The sequence below is a fragment of the Streptococcus parasalivarius genome (assembly GCF_054785155.1).
Genome location: NZ_BAABOB010000001.1, coordinates 249,580 through 266,034, shown reverse-complemented (window position 1 = coordinate 266,034; position 16,455 = coordinate 249,580). Strand labels below are relative to the sequence as shown.

Here is a 16,455-nt window from a genome sequence, read left to right as displayed (position 1 = left end):
TTCCTTTTCTTTTATTTATTGACTATAACGCAAAAAATGAGCCAACCTCAGTCAGCTCATTACTTACTTGAGAGAATGGAAAGGACGATTGCATCTACAATCCATAGAAAAACCATGATTCCTGTAAAGCGTTGCATAAAGGCTTCAAAACCACGTGGTTTACTACGTTCAAATAGTGCTTCTGACCCACCACCATCAAAGACATTGCTACTTGGATTCTTTTGTGGCTGCATGAATACCGCAATCACAATAATAGCTGACATCACCAAGAGCAGCGTTAATAATAAGTCGTACATAGTTATTCCTCCGAAAAAGTCCTTTTTATTCTACCATAGAACCCTTTAAGATTCAACATGTAAGGTTACTTTTCTATCCTTGGGGCAGAATTTGGGTACCTGAATTTTCTCAGGATGATTTTGTTTATTTTTACTTGTGAGATAGTTGATGCTCCCACATTCACTACACTTTAAATTGATTTTAACTCTCACCTATATTCTTGACTCCTAGCGATTTTCTAAAGATGATTAAGGACCAGACAAAATTTCCAAAGACAATCATTGCGGTCACAAAGAAGACCCAGCGATAACCTAGTCCAGTCGCAACTGCTGAACCAACAAAAGGACCTAAAACTTGTCCAATGTATGAAAAGCTTTGATTAAAGCTAAATATTCTTGAGATTCCTTCCTTGGGTGTCATCTTGGTCAATAAAGAATTGACACTAGGCATAAGGGCACCCACACCGAAGCCATAGGCAAAACGTAAGATACCCAATTGCAAGGCTGAACCGGTAAAACCACAAAGGAAATACAAGAGGAAGCTATAAAATAGCCCCATTAAAAGCAAGCGATGATTCCCAATACGGTCTCCCAATTTTCCCAGAAAAGGGGTACTCAAGAGACTAGAGAAGCCCATAGCAAAACAATTAAACCTGAGTAAAACAGGATATTGTCCCTCTGACCTAAATAACGAATATAAAGGGCCAACATAGGCGCAATCGATTGGGCAGAAATCTGGATAATCATACTGGTCACAAAAAGGCCAATCAACATAGATTTGCTGGGAATTTTCGCAAAAACCTGAGAAAGAGTCATCATCTCTCCCTTTTCGATAGGTTGAAAATTCTCTCGCAAACCAAAGACAGTTAAGAGGCAGCAGATAAATAAAATGAGGCCCACCAATAAAAAGGTCCCTCTCATACCAAACGCCTCAGACAGGGTACCACCTAACAAAGGGCCAATCAGAACACCTGCCGTTAGACCCGTAGATAAGGTCCCCAGGGCATAGCCAGAACGGCTCTGAGGAACCTGACTCGCAATTAAAGCTGTGGCATTTGGAACATACCCCGCAAACAAACCAGTCAGCGTTCTTAAGAAAAGCAGCCAGAAAACATTTGGGACTAAGGCAAGACCTCCCATTGTAAAAGTCATCACCATACTGGCTCTAATCATCATGGGCTTTCGGCCATAACGGTCAGCCAAGCGTCCCCAAATAGGAGAAACCAGGGCCGAGGCTAAAGCAGAGATGGCAACAGACAAACCAGTATACCATTCAACCATGTCTCCTTTAACACCTAGTTCCTCAATGTAGAGGGCCATGAAAGGCATAACAATGGAGAAACTAGCACCAGTAAAAAAGGTTCCTATCCATGCAATTTTAAGGTTACGTTGCCAATCAGTACTTTTAAGCTCTTTTTGGCGCAAATAATCATCTTCTTTCTAAAATTCACTATCCATTATATCACAATGGCTAGCTATGAGGAGCTAGGTAAATCATTTATTGCGCTCTTCACTTTCTCCTTCAAATCATCGAGACTGCCGTTATTATCAAGAACCAAGCTGGCATAAGGCTTTTTCTCTTCTAAAGACATCTGGCTAGCGATACGCATACTAGCTTCCTTTGAACTTAAGTGATTACGTTTCATCAAGCGTTGGCGCTGGACATCAGGTAACACTGCCACCAACCAAATCTGGTCAAACCAGTCCTGATACCCATTCTCAATAAGTAAGGGAATATCCATGAAAAAAACATCTTCTTTCTTGGCCAAACAATCCCTTTGAGTTGCTAGTTCCTCTCGAATAATTGTCCCTTGAATCTCAGCAGACCGATGTCTCATCTCCTCATTCGAAAAAATCAGTTGCCCTAGTTTCGGACGATTCAATTCTCCATTAGGAAGGAGAATCCCCTCTCCCAACCAATCAAGTAAGGCACTATACAAACGGCCTCCTTTGGCCTGCATATCGTGGACAAGCTGATCAGCATCAATGACCTTGTAACCTGCCTCTTTAATCATTTCAACAACCGTTGATTTTCCTGAAGCAATACCACCTGTTAACCCAATAATCATCGTTTCTGACAATGAGGACACAAATGTGTCCCTCTCCCTCCTAACTTGATTTTCTCAATTGTGCTTGCGCAGCGTGGACAAGGCTGTCCCGTTTTTCCGTAAACCTGCAAATAGTTCTGCATGGTTCCGTCCTCACCAAGGGCATTACGATAGGTCCTTATGGTTGAGCCGCCTTTTTCAATGCCAAGCTGTAAAATGGCAATCGTTTGATCATGGACCCGCTTCATGGCTGCCTTGCTGAGTTCCTTTGCTGGCGTTTCAGGATGAACCTTGGCCGCCCAAAGCACCTCATCAACATAGATATTTCCTAGACCAGCCACCAATTTTTGCTCCAAGAGGAGACTTTTAATGGGCTTTGCAGAACTCATCAAGGCTCTCTCAAACGAGGCATATTTGAAGGCCTTCTTAGTAGGCTCAGGACCAAGCTTTTTCCTTGTAAAATAAGCCTCCTCTTGACTTTTAGCCAATAAATCAAAGGTTCCAAACTTGCGGACATCTTGATAGACGAGGGTGGAGCCATCATCTAACTTAAAAAATAAGTGAAAATGCTTGTTGCTAGGAACTCGATCTGTAAACAGCAGGTATTTTCCCTCCATACGCAAGTGGGAAATCATAATCAACTGTCCAAAGTCAAAAATCAAGTACTTGCCTCTTCGTCGCAGGGCTTGAATGGTTTGACCAGGTAAATCAGTCAAAAAACTATCGTAGGAGGTCTTAAGCATTTTGGGAACCTTGACCTCAAGCGACAAAATAGTCCGACCTACTACTAACCTTTCTAAACCTCGTCTAACAGTCTCTACCTCAGGTAACTCAGGCATCTGCTCCTCCTTTTAGCAAGAAAGCCGAGCAAGTGCCCAGCTTTTTAATATTCTTTTTCATTGTAACCAAAATCGGCCAAATCAAGTTTTTTATCACGCCAATTTTTCTTAACCTTAACCCAGGTTTCAAGGAAGACCTTGTCCCCAAGCATGACTTCAATATCTTTACGAGCAAGGGTACCAATTTTCTTGAGCATGGAACCTTGTTTACCAATAACAATACCTTTTTGGCTGTCACGCTCAACCATGATTGTCGCACGAATATGAATCTTATCCGTGTCTTCATCACGCTTCATCTCATCAATGACAACCGCAACGGAGTGTGGAATTTCTTCACGTGTCAACTGAAGGACTTTTTCACGAATCATCTCTGATACCAAGAAACGCTCAGGGTGATCGGTGATTTGGTCCGCTGGGAAATATTGGAACCCTTCCTCAAGGTTATCACTCAAGACATCCACAAGGTGGGAAACATTGTTCCCTTGGAGGGCAGATATCGGAATAATCTCCTTGAACTCCATTTGTGTACGGAAATCGTCAATCTGCTCTAGGAGCTGATCTGGATGGACCTTGTCAATCTTATTGATTACCAAGATAACTGGAACTTTAGCTTGTTTGAGGCGTTCGATAATCATATTATCACCCTTACCACGAGGCTCATCCGCTGGTACCATAAAGAGGACTGTATCAACCTCACGAAGGGTTGAATAAGCAGATTCCACCATAAAATCCCCAAGAGCCGTCTTAGGCTTGTGAATCCCTGGGGTATCGATAAAGACAATCTGTTCCTTATCGGTTGTGTAAATTCCCATAATTTTATTGCGGGTTGTTTGAGCCTTATCACTCATGATAGCAATCTTTTGCCCCATAACATGGTTCAAAAACGTTGATTTTCCTACATTAGGACGGCCGAGAATAGCCACAAATCCTGATTTAAATGTCATATAACTTCTTTCCTATTTCGTTTTAATTGAAAATTAAGTGCCAAATTTTAGGTATGAAAACAATCATCCCCGTAATGACTGCATAACAAGAAACCACTAAAACAGCTCCAGCTGCCATATCCTTGGCATTTTTGGCTAGCATCGAAAAGTGATAATTACTAGCTAAATCGACAACATTTTCAATGGCAGAATTAACAATCTCTAGGGCAATTACGAGAAAAACTGCCATCAAAAGAAAGAGCCATTCTGTCGCAGACACACGGAAAATCAAGCCAGCCAATACCACCAAGATAGCTGAAACCAAGTGCTTGCGCATATTGCGTTCTTCTTTAAAAGCCGTTATTATTCCTGTCAGAGCAAACTCAAAACTAGCTGTAAATTCTCTATTTTTCCACTTTTTTTGTGGATTATTGTCGCGTAAGTCCATAAGCAGTCAAAATTTCTTCCTGTAATCCAAACATTTCCGCTTCTTCTTCTGGGGTGTAATGGTCATAGCCATTGATATGGAGAAAACCGTGAACAGCCAAGAAACCCATCTCACGTTCAAAACTATGTCCATAATCCTCAGCTTGTTCATGAGCCTTATCAACGGAAATAAAGAGTTCACCGATATAACTATCAAACTCTCCCATCATTTCAGCTAATTCAGGATTTTCAGCCAATTCTTCCTCATCAAAGCTAATATCTAACTCAGGCTTATACTCCAAACTAATGACATCCGTTGGACGGTCTGTATCACGATATTCCAAGTTTAGTTCGTGGCTGCGTTCGTTGGTTACAAATGTAACAGCCATTTCCTTGTCTTCCTTGCCAAGTTTTTGTGCTGCAAAATCTAGCAACTCCAAGGTTTGTTCTTTTAATTTCTCAGAGACTTGTCCAGTCTCGTCAATCATTTCAATATACATAAGATTCTTTAGGAACGGCTATGCTCACTTCAAGCACAGAACCGCTCGCTTCCTTTCACTAACTCATTAGCTTTTTATAGAAATACTCAAATACATAGAATCCTAACTTTGAGTATTTTTAGTTTAATATTAATCACCTCATTATACCATAAGGACACAGAAAAAGCAGACTTAAGGCTAATTGTCTGCTTTTTGTATGGCCTCTCCGTGAATCGCTTACTTATCCAAACTATCCTTAAGACGTTGAATATGAATGGTTAAATAGACCTGTTCGTCCAAACTTAATTCAAAAGTATAACCTGTCTTAATATAGTTAGCAATCTTTTGGGTACAGATAAAGGATTCTGGATAATTTACCCTAACCTGCTCGTAAAGAAAAGCATCATTTTTACCACCACTAACCCCACTCACAATCCGTTGCGCTAGATAGCGAAGATGTGTAATAAATCGGTTATAAGAGAAACTATCCTCCTCTAAATCACAACCAAAATGAAGACGGACAATGTCACTAATTCCAACCACAATTTGAGTCATCTGTAGGTCTTTTTCATGGAGACTCGCATCCTTTTGTGCATTGACAAAATGTAAAGCGACAGAGGCAGCCTCATCATCTGCCAATTTAACTTCTAAATCCTTGGCAATCAAACGAAGAGCTTGTTTTCCAATCTCATACTCCCGAGGGTAAAATTTTCGAACCTCCCAAGCCAAGGGATTCTGCAGAGGAATACCTTCTCCACTTCTTTCAATGGCGTAATGTAGGTGGTCAGCTAGGGCGATGAAAAAAGAGGGGTCAAACTTGGTTTGTAAGACAGCTTCAGCAAAAGTAAGGATATTCAAAAAGACCTGCATTTCACCTTCAGGCAAATTGACATAAACACGAGACCATTCATCTACTGCCTCTGTATTTTCCAAAACAAAAGTCTTTTCAATCTTTTCCTTATCAACAAAGTCTCCGACCTTCTTTTGAAAGCCCAGTCCCTTACCCATGACAATGTATTCCACATTATTATCCAAAGCCTGAACAACATTGTTGTTTAAAATCTTTTCAATCTGCATCATGATCCCTCGTCATTAAAGCGTTTACTTTATTTTACCAAATTTTTAATGAGAAACCTACTTACTGCAAACAAAAAGCGCTGGACTTACCAACACTTTTCCTAAAGTTCTGTTCGATTTTCGATAGCTCTTAGCAAGGTCACTTCATCAGCATACTCGATGTCAGAACCAACAGCCAAACCACGCGCTAAACGAGTCACCTTGATTCCCGCAGGTTTGAGGACACGTGAAATATACATAGATGTTGCCTCACCATCTGCTGTTGCATTAGTAGCAATGATAACTTCGTCAACCTCGCTATCCATAAGACGAGTAATCAAACTTTTCAAGTTAATATCATCTGGTCCAACACCATTCATAGGGGAAATAAGCCCTTGAAGCACATGGTAGAGACCACGGTATTCCTGAATCTTTTCCATAGCTGAAACATCTTTGGAGTCTTCAACAACCAAAATCTTAGTACGGTCTCTCGTTTCATCTGTACAAATGTTACAGGGATCATCATCTGTCAAACGACCACAGACCGAACAATAAGTTAATTCACGTTTGGCTGCCAAGAGGTTTTTTGCGAAATCATTGACATCTTCATCAGACATACTAATGGTATAAAAAGCTAGGCGTGTCGCTGTTTTAGCCCCAATTCCAGGGAGTTTTGAAAAACTATCAATCAGCTTCGCAATTGGAGTAGGATAAAGCATGAAGGTCTCCTGTTCTTTATATGATTTTATTCATCTCTTATCTTTTGTCACTGTCATGGATATGTCTTTACCCAAGAACAAATACTCAAACACTATATCACAGAAAAATCCCTCGTGCAAGGCACAAGAGATTTGCATTTTTAGTGAGTATTTTGATAAAGTTCCATGATAGATTTGACCGCATTTTGATGAGCCTTACTCTTCCAGTCTAGAGCATGTGGATACATAATCCCAACTGCCAACTTAGTACCATCTTTGGCAGTCGCATAGGCCACGGCATTAAGGTTAACCGTTGTTACAGAGTTACCGGAAGCATCCGTTGCATAAGTTTCAGCTGTCCCTGTTTTACCACTAATTGGAATGATAGAACTTGCCATAGCTTTACCAGTCGCAAGGCTAGAACCGGAATTAACGACATCATTAAAGCCTTGTTGGATAATCCCCATCTGCTCAGAATCAAGAGGTAAGGTATTTAATACACGTGTATCTACCGTTGAAGCTAGAGTTCCTAAGCTACCATTAGTACCAGCATCATAGATACCTCCCACAATATGAGGTGCTACACGTTTACCACCATTGGCAATTGAAGCAACATATTGAGCCAATTGAATAGTTGTATAAGAGTCGTACTGACCAAAAGCTTCTGTCAAGACGTTGGCTACATTGTAATTCTTAGAAATATACCCTTCTGATTCTCCAGGCAAATCAAGTCCTGTAGATACCCCCATACCAAAATCAGCATAGGTATCACGAAGTGTCGTCATGGCCTTATCCATATTGTCAGTCGACAAGGCCATGCCTGGAACATATTGTTGGCCAAGTAGTTTGATTGCAATCTGCACCATATAGGTATTTGATGAATATTCTAGAGCCTGTGTCGCGGTAATAGGGCGGCTACCTTGATCTGTAAACCAAGACGTAATCGAGGCTGAACCAGCAATGTTGATTGGTTGGTCAGTCAAGACCTGATTTCCATAGATGGCACCTGAACGCCAACCAGCAGTTAGGGTTGCTCCCTTAACAACAGATCCTGGAATAAAGACATCAGTAATTGTTCCTAAGGCATTTGCTTTAAAATCTTGTGCTCCTTGTTCATGTTTTTGCCCCGCCATGGCAAGTACAGCACCAGTGTCAGCATTCATAACAACGGCATACATTCCTTCAGAATAGGTAGCTTTGTTCTCTGAAATCTCTGAAGAAAGCTGTTGACCTAGGATATCTTCAACTCCCTTTTGGAAATCAAGGTCGATGGTCAACTGCAGATTGTTACCCTTACTTCCCTTTTGAGTGATTTTATCACTAGCAACTTCGCCTTCCTTGTCTACTGTAATCTCACGAACAGTATGTTTCCCTTGTAGCTTCTCCTCATATTCTTTTTCTAGATAAGAAGTTCCTACACGGTCATTAAGGGCATAACCTTTTTTGAGGTATTCCTTGGCATCTTCTTGTGGCAAACCTGCTTCTGAACTTGAGACTTTCCCGATGAGAGGAGACAAGGCTGAATCAACCGTATGACGCTCCCAATCCTTAGCAACCGTAATACCATTAAGTTCCTTCTGTTTAGCTGCTACAATCGCAATTTGTTCAGGCGTCAAGTCTCCTGTTTTCAATGTGACTGTTGAGAAATTAGAAACAGCATTCATCTGTGAGTAAATGTAGACAATCTTAAGCTCATCCTCAGAGTAATCCACTGCTTCATCAGGAACCGCATCAACAGCATTATTGTAAATAGTAGCTTCAGCTAATTTATTACCAAACTTATCTGTTTTCTTGTCGTTTGGAAGATCATTAACCACACGTTTGTAGGTGGCAGAATCCGCTAGATAGAAATCGCGTTTCTGGCGTGCTGTTACCTTCGTCTCCGTTAGTGTTACCATGGTCGCTAACTTTTCAGCGACCTTCTTCATAGTATCTGATGACACCAAATTGCTACGTGTAAAGGTGATAACGTCCTTACTCTGGTTGGTCGTAAGAGCGACCCCCTTAGCATCAAAGATTTGCCCACGTTCGCTTGCAATTCTAACCGTATACTTGGAGTTATCCTCTAATTTCTTAGTATAAAACGATTTGTTATAAACCTTCATATAGGTCAAACGTGCAAAAAGTAACAAAAAAAGGACAAAGACTACACCAAAAAGCAAGTAAACACGACGTGAAATGTTTACTGGCTTTCTAGGTTTATTCGCTCGTTTTTCTTTTTGTTTTTGGCGCCGTTTTTCCCATTTTTGACTGAGTTTTTTCGAAAATGATGTCACTTTTTTTCCTCTATGTTCTCATAAAAATTCTCTTTTATTTTATCACAAATAAGCTTTAGCAAACTTAAAAAAATGTCGAAATCTAAAAAAACTTGCCTCAATATAAGACACGTTTTTTAGATTATATTGACAACTTTTTCATCCAGCTAGGAATGGCTTTACTGATATGTGTCGGCAAAACCACATAGGCATTTTTAGCCAGATCATCAGCGATAGCTGAGTGAAGCCAGGTAGCTACTGTGACAGCCTTATAGCGATCAATTGAAGGGAACTGGGCCAAAAAACCAGTAATCATACCAGCTAAGGTATCTCCCATTCCTCCTGTGGCTTGATAAGGCCCACCAACTTCTAAATGAGCTACTTTTTCACCCTGATAGACAGCCGTCTTGTGACTCTTGGCAACCAGGATTGTCCCAGCTTGGAACTCACCTAAGGTTTTTTGAGTGTTGGAAACTGTCTGCTCTGGAATCCTAAAACCAGACAAGCGTTCCCATTCTTTTTGATGTGGGGTGAGAGTAAGGTGACAATCTGTTAAGTCCTTCATATTTTTCTTAGCCAAAAGATTGAGAGCTGAACCATCAACAACCAAATTTTGATCTGCCCTAATATTTGCCAGCACCAAGTCCATAGCCTGACTAGCTGCACCATCTTCACCTAGGCCAGAACCGATTAATACCACATCAGCTGCCCTAAGATTCTCAAGAAATCTTTCAGTCTCTCTAAGGTCAAAAGCCATGGCTTCAGGGAGATGAGCATGAAGGGCTGTGATATTTTCACGATCCGTAGCCACTGTGACCAAGCCTGCCCCACTATTGACACAAGCTATGGCAGCCATAATGATGGCACCACCATAAGGATAAAGCCCACCAACTAAAAGCACTCGACCGTAAGAACCCTTGTGAGACTCTCTCAAGCGAGGTGTTATCACTTGCCTAGCTAAATCGTCATCAACTTTCATAAACTATCCTTTCGCACTACGAAGAGCAGCTTGATAGGTCTGTTCCATCAGCATTGTAATAGTCATAGGGCCTACACCACCTGGAACAGGCGTGATCATGCCAACCTTATCTTTCACTTGATCAAAATCAACGTCACCACAAAGTTTGCCTTCTTCATCACGGTTGATTCCCACATCAATGACAACAGCACCCTCTTTGACATATTCTTCTGTTACAAATTTTGCACGTCCAATAGCTACAATCAAGACATCTGCCTTGCTACAAACCTTAGCCAAATGCGGTGTTCGTGAGTGGGTCAAGGTAACTGTAGCATTCTTTTCTAGAAGAAGCTGAGCCATAGGTTTACCAACAATATTACTACGTCCGATAATAACTGCTGTCTTACCTTCCAATTCAACATTGTACTCACGAAGGATTTCCATAATCCCAGCCGGTGTACAAGGCACCATTTGACGGCGACCATTCCAGAGATTACCAGTATTCATAGGATGGAAACCATCGACATCTTTTTTAGGATCAATAGCCAAAAGAATACGCATTTCATTAATATGATTCGGCAGTGGCAACTGAACCAAGATACCATGGAAAAGTGGATCCTGATTATAGCGCTCAATAACTTCAATCAACTCTTCCTCACTAATACTCTCAGAAAGATTGATCGTCTGACTATGGAAGCCAGCCTTTTTAGCAGCACGTTCCTTATTACGCACATAAACCTGACTGGCAGGGTTGTCACCGACCATGATTACCACAAGTCCTGGCACAATCCATTCCTTTTCTTTTAGACGTGCTACCTTTTCATGCAATTGATCCTGCATTTTAGCAGCTAGGGCCTTACCATCCATTATTATCGCCATGGGTGTTCTCCAATACATACTTTTTTTTCAATTATACCATAGTGAGGACTCTTTGTGACTAAATTTTCTAAATTTTCAAAAGACGTTTCAAATGAAAACTAAAAAAGCTGGAATTGCCTTCCAACTTCTTCTGATTATGTTTCGTGACTAGTCCACAAAACCATTTTGCTGACTCCACCCCTTAATAACCTTCAAGGTCTTCTGCTGGTATTTGCCACTTTCATACATGTGATCTGCACCTGTTAAGGAAACGAGAACAGAATCACGGTAGTTCTTAGCTGTTCTTCTAGCAATATTAGGATGAGTCATCTTATCCTTGGTTCCTGAAATGACGAGAACAGGGCATAAAATGTTACTAAAGTCCACATAAGCTGCCTTTGTCTTATCAAACCAATGAAGAGCCATCTGAGTATAAACTTTTCCTGATTCAGGAACCAGACCAGCAAAAACTTCCTCTTTCAAAGCTTCCTCTTGTTCATTCATGCAATACTTGAAAAACTCCTTTTTATAAGGGGGCATGGCTTTTTTCCAAAAACCCCAGCGTAAAAAGTGTTTGCCAAAACAAGCTAACATGGTTGGATAAAAGGCATAAATATCTGCTGTCGGAGCAGGTCCCATGAGAATCATACCAGCAACTTCTGTCTTTTCAGCAACCATTTGAGCCACTAGACAGCCTAAAGAGTGCCCCAAAATGAGTGGTGGTTGGTCTAGACTTTCAATCAAAGCCACTAGATCATCTCGATAGTCCTGCAAGGTAACAGTCCCAACTTTAGCTAGGCACTCTTGATAAGGTAGGTCATGGTAACGAAAGCTAGGTGTATGCACCTTGTATCCCATTTGACGTAGACCTGTCGCAAATTCTCCCCAAACATTGCCATCACACCAGGTCCCATGAATTAGGACAATCTCTCTGTTCAAAACCATTCCTTATACATCTCCCTTTTTCGTTAAAAAATTAGATTATTTATCTATCTTATAGTATCATACTTCCAACCTACATACCTTTATACATTTCTTACAATCGTAAGAAAATGGTCTCTTATTCATTTAAGAGACCATTTTTCTATATATTATTAGCGATTAGCCTTATGCATTTCTTCCTTAACCGGACAAGAACACTCACAATCGCCACAAGAACCTTTTCCTTTGATATAGTGACGGATGCCAAGACCAGCCAAAGCAAAAATAATGAAGGCAATGATAAACGTTGACATAACAATTCCTCCTAAACCTAAATATGGGCTTCTTGAAGATTATCCAAGCTAATGATTTGATCCTTAATCTGACGTGGTTTACGAACCACAAAATAAATCATGGTCACTAACAGCAAGAAAGCAACAAAAGTCCAAATTGTCGTTGACTTGCCGTATAGGATAACTTGGCCAAACTGATAAAGAATTAAACTCACACAATAAGCTAGGCCTGTTTGAAAACCGATAGCACCAACCGTCCATTTAAGATTGGCCATTTCACGCTTAATAGCTCCAATAGCCGCAAAACATGGGGCACAAAGTAAATTAAAGACTAAGAAGGAATAAGCTGCTAGGGAAGAATAATCTCCTCGTAAAGCCTCAGCTAAACCAGCTTCACTGCTATTATGATAGAGAATACCAAAGGTGGCAACAACAGTCTCCTTGGCAGCTAATCCTGTAAGAGCCGCAACTGTTGCCTTCCAATTTCCAAATCCAAGCGGATCAAAAATCCAAGACAAACTCCTACCGAGAGTCGCCAAAATGCTGGCTTCCGTATCTACCGTATGTAGCGTAAAGTTGTAGTTAGACATAAACCAGATAAGAACTGTCAAACTGAAAATGATGGTTCCCGCACGTTTGACAAAACTCATAGCCTTACCAAAGGCATAGCGCAAAACTGACATGGCTTTAGGCCAATGGTAAGCAGGCAATTCCATTATAAACGGACTGGTTAGGCCACCCAAAAAACTCGTCTTTTTGAGAGCAATACCTGATAAGATGATGGTAGCCATCCCAATAAAATAGGTACTTGGTGCCACAAAAGAATTACTAGGGAAGAAGGCCCCTGCAATCAAGGCAATAATCTCCAACTTGGCCGAACAAGGCATGAAGGTTGCCGTCATAATGGTAATACGACGATCCCTTTCATTTTCAATCGTTCGACTAGACATAACCGCTGGAACCCCACAACCCGTCGAAATCAACATGGGAATAAAGGATTTCCCAGAAAGTCCAAAACGACGGAAAATACGGTCCATAACAAAGGCAATACGGCTCATATAACCAATGTCTTCAAGAATGCCCAAACAGATAAAGAGTACAAAGATTTGAGGAAGGAATCCTAGCACCGTCCCAATCCCAGCTACAATGCCATCAACAATCAGAGACTTTAGCCAATCCTGAACTTGGAGATAATCAAGACCAGAAGTTACCAAATCAGGAACATACTTACCAAAGAGTACATCGTTAGCCCAGTCTGTCCACATGGTTCCAACGGTCTGGATAGATAAGAAGTAAACCAAATACATGACTACTGCAAAAATTGGCAAAGCCAAAATACGATTGGTAACAATCCTATCAATTTTATCCGACAAGGTTAAAGCGAAATCTTCTGTATGACTCTGAGCCATCTGACAAACACGTTCGATAAAAGCATAACGCTCATTAATGACAATTGACTCCGCATCTTCTGTGAAAATTTCTTCAGTGATACGAATGATATCTTTGATTTCTTTTCGTTGGAATGGGGACAAGTCTAGCTCAGCCTCAACTAAAGCATCGTGTTCAAAGAGTTTAATGGCATAAAAACGCGCAGACCTTTGTGACACCGAATTTCCCAAGACTTCTAAAATTTGCGAAATGGCAGCTTCCAACTTATCATCGTATATTGGAAAGGCAAGGTCACCAACTGTAGAAGTTGTCGTATGAGCTGCCTTTTTCACTACCTGATCGACACCAGTTTGTTTGAGGGCACTGGTGGCCACTACTGGGACGCCTAGATGATAAGATAATTTATCAACATTAATCTGTTTTCCCTGAGCCTCCAAAACATCACTCATGTTAAGTGCTAATGTGACTGGAATACCTGTCTCAATCAACTGCGTTGTCAGATAAAGATTACGCTCCAAATTTGTCGCATCGACTACATTTAAAATGCTGTCGGCCCTTTGGCTCAACAGATAGTCACGCGCCACCTTTTCTTCAGGGCTATAGGGTGACATTGAGTAAATCCCTGGTAAATCCTGGATTTCTAAATCCTTATTCTTTTTTACCAGACCACTTTTTCGTTCTACAGTAACACCCGGCCAGTTACCAACACGCTGATTATTCCCTGTTATCAGGTTGAATAAACTAGTTTTACCACTATTAGGATTACCTATTAATGCAATTTCTGTCATTTTTCCTCTCCCTCGTCCAACATGACCACACTAATCATTTGCGCTTCCGACTTGCGTAGGGTTAATTCATACCCTCTCAAACTAATTTCTAGAGGATCTCCCAAAGGGGCTACCTTACGCAATAAGACCCGAGTACGCTTTGTAATTCCCATATCCATAAGACGACGTTTGGTTTCATTTGCTGAGAAAATATCCGTAACTATGGCAGAACGTCCAACTGGTAGTTCAGAAAGAGGGATTTTTTTCTGGTTTTCCTCTGCAGGTGCCAAATCAATTTTATCCAGAATCGAAGCGTCAAAAGCTAATCGACTCCCTTTAACAACAATAATAGCGCTGTTCTTGGTCTTAGTTACCACCTCAATAGTTTCACCGGCAGCCAATCCTAGGTTAGATAAGTGCAAAAGACTATCCTTAGGGAGGTTAATGCCAAGAATTCGGTAAGGTGTTTTTAAGGCCGCATCATATATGAGCATTTTTCTTGACCTACTTAATTATTTTTGATATGGCATCATTATAGCATATTTATCCATCTTTTCCGAAAAATTATCCTAAACAAGAATGATTCTAGAAAAGCAGAACACAAAAAGAAAAGGCCGGAAAAGTTCCAGCCTTCACAAACAATGTATACATACTTAATGAATATCTTACAAAACCTTACTCAAGAAATCCTTAGTACGACCTTCCTTAGTATCGTCGAAAATCTCTTGTGGTGTGCCTTCTTCTACAATAACACCGCCATCCATAAAGATAACACGATCAGCCACCTCATAGGCAAAGCCCATTTCGTGGGTAACGATTGCCATTGTCATCCCTGATTTAGCAAGGTCTTGCATGACGGCAAGAACTTCACCAACCATTTCTGGATCAAGGGCTGATGTTGGTTCGTCAAACAAGAGAACGTCTGGATCCATAGCCAAACCACGTGCGATAGCAATACGTTGTTGCTGACCACCTGATAGACTTGTTGGGTAGGCATCTGCCTTATCTTTCAAGCCAACCTTTTCTAAAAGTTCCATAGCTTTCGCGTCTGCATCAGCTTTTGAAACACCCTTGGTTTTAATCGGTGACAAGGTGATATTTTCCTTAACTGTCATGTTCGGGAAGAGGTTAAACTGTTGGAAAACCATTCCCATTTTTTCACGCATTTTGAAAATGTCGTTATTCTTATCTGTAATATCCACACCTTCAAAAGAAATAACGCCTTTTGTAGGTTTCTCAAGCAAGTTCATTGAGCGTAGGAAGGTTGATTTTCCTGATCCTGAAGGACCAATGATAACCACTACTTCACCCTTTTTAATATCTAGATCAATCCCTTTGAGAACTTCATTCTTACCAAAATACTTGTGAAGATTTTTAATCTCAATAATTGTTTCTGCCATTATTTACGTCCCTCCCCAAGTCGTTGTTCCATTTGTTTCAAGAGTGCCGTCATAGCTGTTGTTACAATCAAATAATAGAAGGCTGCGAACAAGAGCGGCGTCAAAGTCAAGTAGGTCGTTGTTGCAACAGTTTGTGCACCATTCCACAATTCCATAACCCCGATGGTTTGCAAGAGCGAACTATCCTTAATAATAGTGACAAACTCGTTACCTAAGGCAGGCAAGATATTTTTAATAGCTTGAGGCAAGACCACATACCGCATGGTATTCCATGGACGGATACCAAGTGAGTAGGCTGCTTCAATCTGGCCTTTAGGAATAGACTCGATACCTGCACGTACGCTCTCAGAAATATAAGCACCACTGTTCAAAGAAAGGACGATAATACCCGGAACGATACGTGACAAATCAAGGTTTAAAATCCCAAACTGCACAGTTGGAAGGTTCATATGGATGAGGTTAAAAGCAATCATAATCTGCACAACCATAGGAGTCCCACGGAAAACCCAAACATAAAGGCTTACTAGCCACTCCAAAGGTTTGATTCCAGAACGCTTGGCCAAGGATACCAAAACCCCGAGGATGGTTCCGAAGAAGACCACGCAGACCGAAATCATAATTGTTACTAAGACACCATAGTTAAAGTAAGACCAAAACTGCGGTAGAAATGAAAAATTCATCTAGATACTCCTTACTAATATTCTTCAATATTATATCAGAAGACTGTATAAAAATAAAGTATTTTCTTATAAATGCGATATTTCAGTATAAAAACTAAGTTATAGACATCGCTATCAAATCTCTCAAGCAAGACACCTCAAGTCCTCCTAAGATGACATCTTCCCAAAAGGTTTGTCAATGATTTGAAAT

The 16,455-nt window shown here is 40.7% G+C and carries 18 protein-coding genes and 1 pseudogene; all 19 read right to left on the bottom strand.

The genetic code is table 11. From position 1 onward, the window contains the following. Positions 1 to 59: 59 nt before the first annotated feature. The 19 genes and pseudogenes from secG to ACYVQ1_RS01205 all read right to left on the bottom strand — a co-directional run bounded on the left by secG (position 60) and on the right by ACYVQ1_RS01205 (position 16,265). Entirely contained in the window at positions 60 to 296 is a 237-nt protein-coding gene (gene secG, locus ACYVQ1_RS01295) for a preprotein translocase subunit SecG (protein ID WP_002886135.1), read from the bottom strand. A 45-nt stretch (positions 297 to 341) separates the two neighbouring features. After that, the gene (rpmG, locus tag ACYVQ1_RS01290; RefSeq protein WP_002890443.1) at positions 342 to 488 is read right to left on the bottom strand and encodes a 50S ribosomal protein L33; all 147 of its coding nucleotides are present in this window, start codon (positions 486 to 488) and stop codon (positions 342 to 344) included. After that, positions 478 to 1,652 (bottom strand): annotated as a pseudogene (locus ACYVQ1_RS01285) (multidrug efflux MFS transporter). The gene rpmG and the pseudogene ACYVQ1_RS01285 overlap by 11 nt, the downstream one beginning before the upstream one ends. A gap of 98 nt (positions 1,653 to 1,750) precedes the next feature. Beyond that, positions 1,751 to 2,344, bottom strand: coding sequence for a dephospho-CoA kinase (coaE, locus tag ACYVQ1_RS01280; RefSeq protein WP_461249563.1), 594 nt, complete (start codon positions 2,342 to 2,344; stop codon positions 1,751 to 1,753). After that, the gene (mutM, locus tag ACYVQ1_RS01275) at positions 2,341 to 3,162 is read right to left on the bottom strand and encodes a DNA-formamidopyrimidine glycosylase (protein ID WP_461249562.1); all 822 of its coding nucleotides are present in this window, start codon (positions 3,160 to 3,162) and stop codon (positions 2,341 to 2,343) included. Before mutM ends, coaE begins: the two co-directional genes overlap by 4 nt. Before the next feature lie 44 nt (positions 3,163 to 3,206). Next, a complete protein-coding gene (era, locus tag ACYVQ1_RS01270; protein ID WP_461249561.1) occupies positions 3,207 to 4,106 on the bottom strand; it encodes a GTPase Era in 900 nt (299 codons plus the stop codon). Between the two features lie 22 nt (positions 4,107 to 4,128). Then, positions 4,129 to 4,533, bottom strand: a complete 405-nt coding sequence (locus ACYVQ1_RS01265; RefSeq protein WP_002890438.1) for a diacylglycerol kinase family protein — start codon at positions 4,531 to 4,533, stop codon at positions 4,129 to 4,131. Continuing rightward, positions 4,514 to 5,011 (bottom strand): rRNA maturation RNase YbeY, encoded by a 498-nt coding sequence (gene ybeY / locus ACYVQ1_RS01260; RefSeq protein ID WP_002890437.1) that lies wholly within the window; start codon positions 5,009 to 5,011, stop codon positions 4,514 to 4,516. The genes ACYVQ1_RS01265 and ybeY overlap by 20 nt, the downstream gene beginning before the upstream one ends. 216 nt (positions 5,012 to 5,227) lie before the next feature. Beyond that, positions 5,228 to 6,067 (bottom strand): BglG family transcription antiterminator LicT, encoded by an 840-nt coding sequence (gene licT, locus ACYVQ1_RS01255; RefSeq protein WP_461249677.1) that lies wholly within the window; start codon positions 6,065 to 6,067, stop codon positions 5,228 to 5,230. Between the two features lie 101 nt (positions 6,068 to 6,168). Further along, positions 6,169 to 6,765 (bottom strand): recombination mediator RecR, encoded by a 597-nt coding sequence (recR, locus tag ACYVQ1_RS01250; RefSeq protein WP_002889030.1) that lies wholly within the window; start codon positions 6,763 to 6,765, stop codon positions 6,169 to 6,171. A 140-nt stretch (positions 6,766 to 6,905) separates the two neighbouring features. Next, positions 6,906 to 9,020, bottom strand: coding sequence for a penicillin-binding protein PBP2B (gene pbp2b, locus ACYVQ1_RS01245; protein WP_461249560.1), 2,115 nt, complete (start codon positions 9,018 to 9,020; stop codon positions 6,906 to 6,908). A 121-nt stretch (positions 9,021 to 9,141) separates the two neighbouring features. Then, positions 9,142 to 9,978 carry an NAD(P)H-hydrate dehydratase gene (locus ACYVQ1_RS01240; RefSeq protein WP_461249559.1) on the bottom strand — a complete coding sequence of 279 codons (837 nt, stop codon included), beginning with the start codon at positions 9,976 to 9,978 and terminating at the stop codon, positions 9,142 to 9,144. Between the two features lie 3 nt (positions 9,979 to 9,981). Further along, positions 9,982 to 10,836: a bifunctional methylenetetrahydrofolate dehydrogenase/methenyltetrahydrofolate cyclohydrolase gene (locus ACYVQ1_RS01235; protein ID WP_461249558.1), complete on the bottom strand. Its 855-nt coding sequence runs from the start codon at positions 10,834 to 10,836 to the stop codon at positions 9,982 to 9,984. Between the two features lie 147 nt (positions 10,837 to 10,983). Beyond that, the gene (locus ACYVQ1_RS01230; RefSeq protein ID WP_195435537.1) at positions 10,984 to 11,760 is read right to left on the bottom strand and encodes an alpha/beta fold hydrolase; all 777 of its coding nucleotides are present in this window, start codon (positions 11,758 to 11,760) and stop codon (positions 10,984 to 10,986) included. 149 nt (positions 11,761 to 11,909) lie between these two features. Next, positions 11,910 to 12,050, bottom strand: a complete 141-nt coding sequence (locus ACYVQ1_RS01225; protein WP_002890392.1) for a FeoB-associated Cys-rich membrane protein — start codon at positions 12,048 to 12,050, stop codon at positions 11,910 to 11,912. Positions 12,051 to 12,067: 17 nt separating this feature from the next. Continuing rightward, the gene (gene feoB / locus ACYVQ1_RS01220; protein WP_461249557.1) at positions 12,068 to 14,206 is read right to left on the bottom strand and encodes a ferrous iron transport protein B; all 2,139 of its coding nucleotides are present in this window, start codon (positions 14,204 to 14,206) and stop codon (positions 12,068 to 12,070) included. Then, positions 14,203 to 14,679, bottom strand: a complete 477-nt coding sequence (locus ACYVQ1_RS01215; RefSeq protein WP_461249556.1) for a ferrous iron transport protein A — start codon at positions 14,677 to 14,679, stop codon at positions 14,203 to 14,205. Before ACYVQ1_RS01215 ends, feoB begins: the two co-directional genes overlap by 4 nt. Positions 14,680 to 14,850: 171 nt before the next feature. Then, positions 14,851 to 15,585 carry an amino acid ABC transporter ATP-binding protein gene (locus ACYVQ1_RS01210; RefSeq protein ID WP_461249555.1) on the bottom strand — a complete coding sequence of 245 codons (735 nt, stop codon included), beginning with the start codon at positions 15,583 to 15,585 and terminating at the stop codon, positions 14,851 to 14,853. Next, on the bottom strand, positions 15,585 to 16,265 hold the full coding sequence (locus tag ACYVQ1_RS01205) for an amino acid ABC transporter permease (RefSeq protein ID WP_002890385.1): 681 nt from the start codon (positions 16,263 to 16,265) through the stop codon (positions 15,585 to 15,587). The genes ACYVQ1_RS01210 and ACYVQ1_RS01205 overlap by 1 nt, the downstream gene beginning before the upstream one ends. Positions 16,266 to 16,455 lie beyond the last annotated feature (190 nt).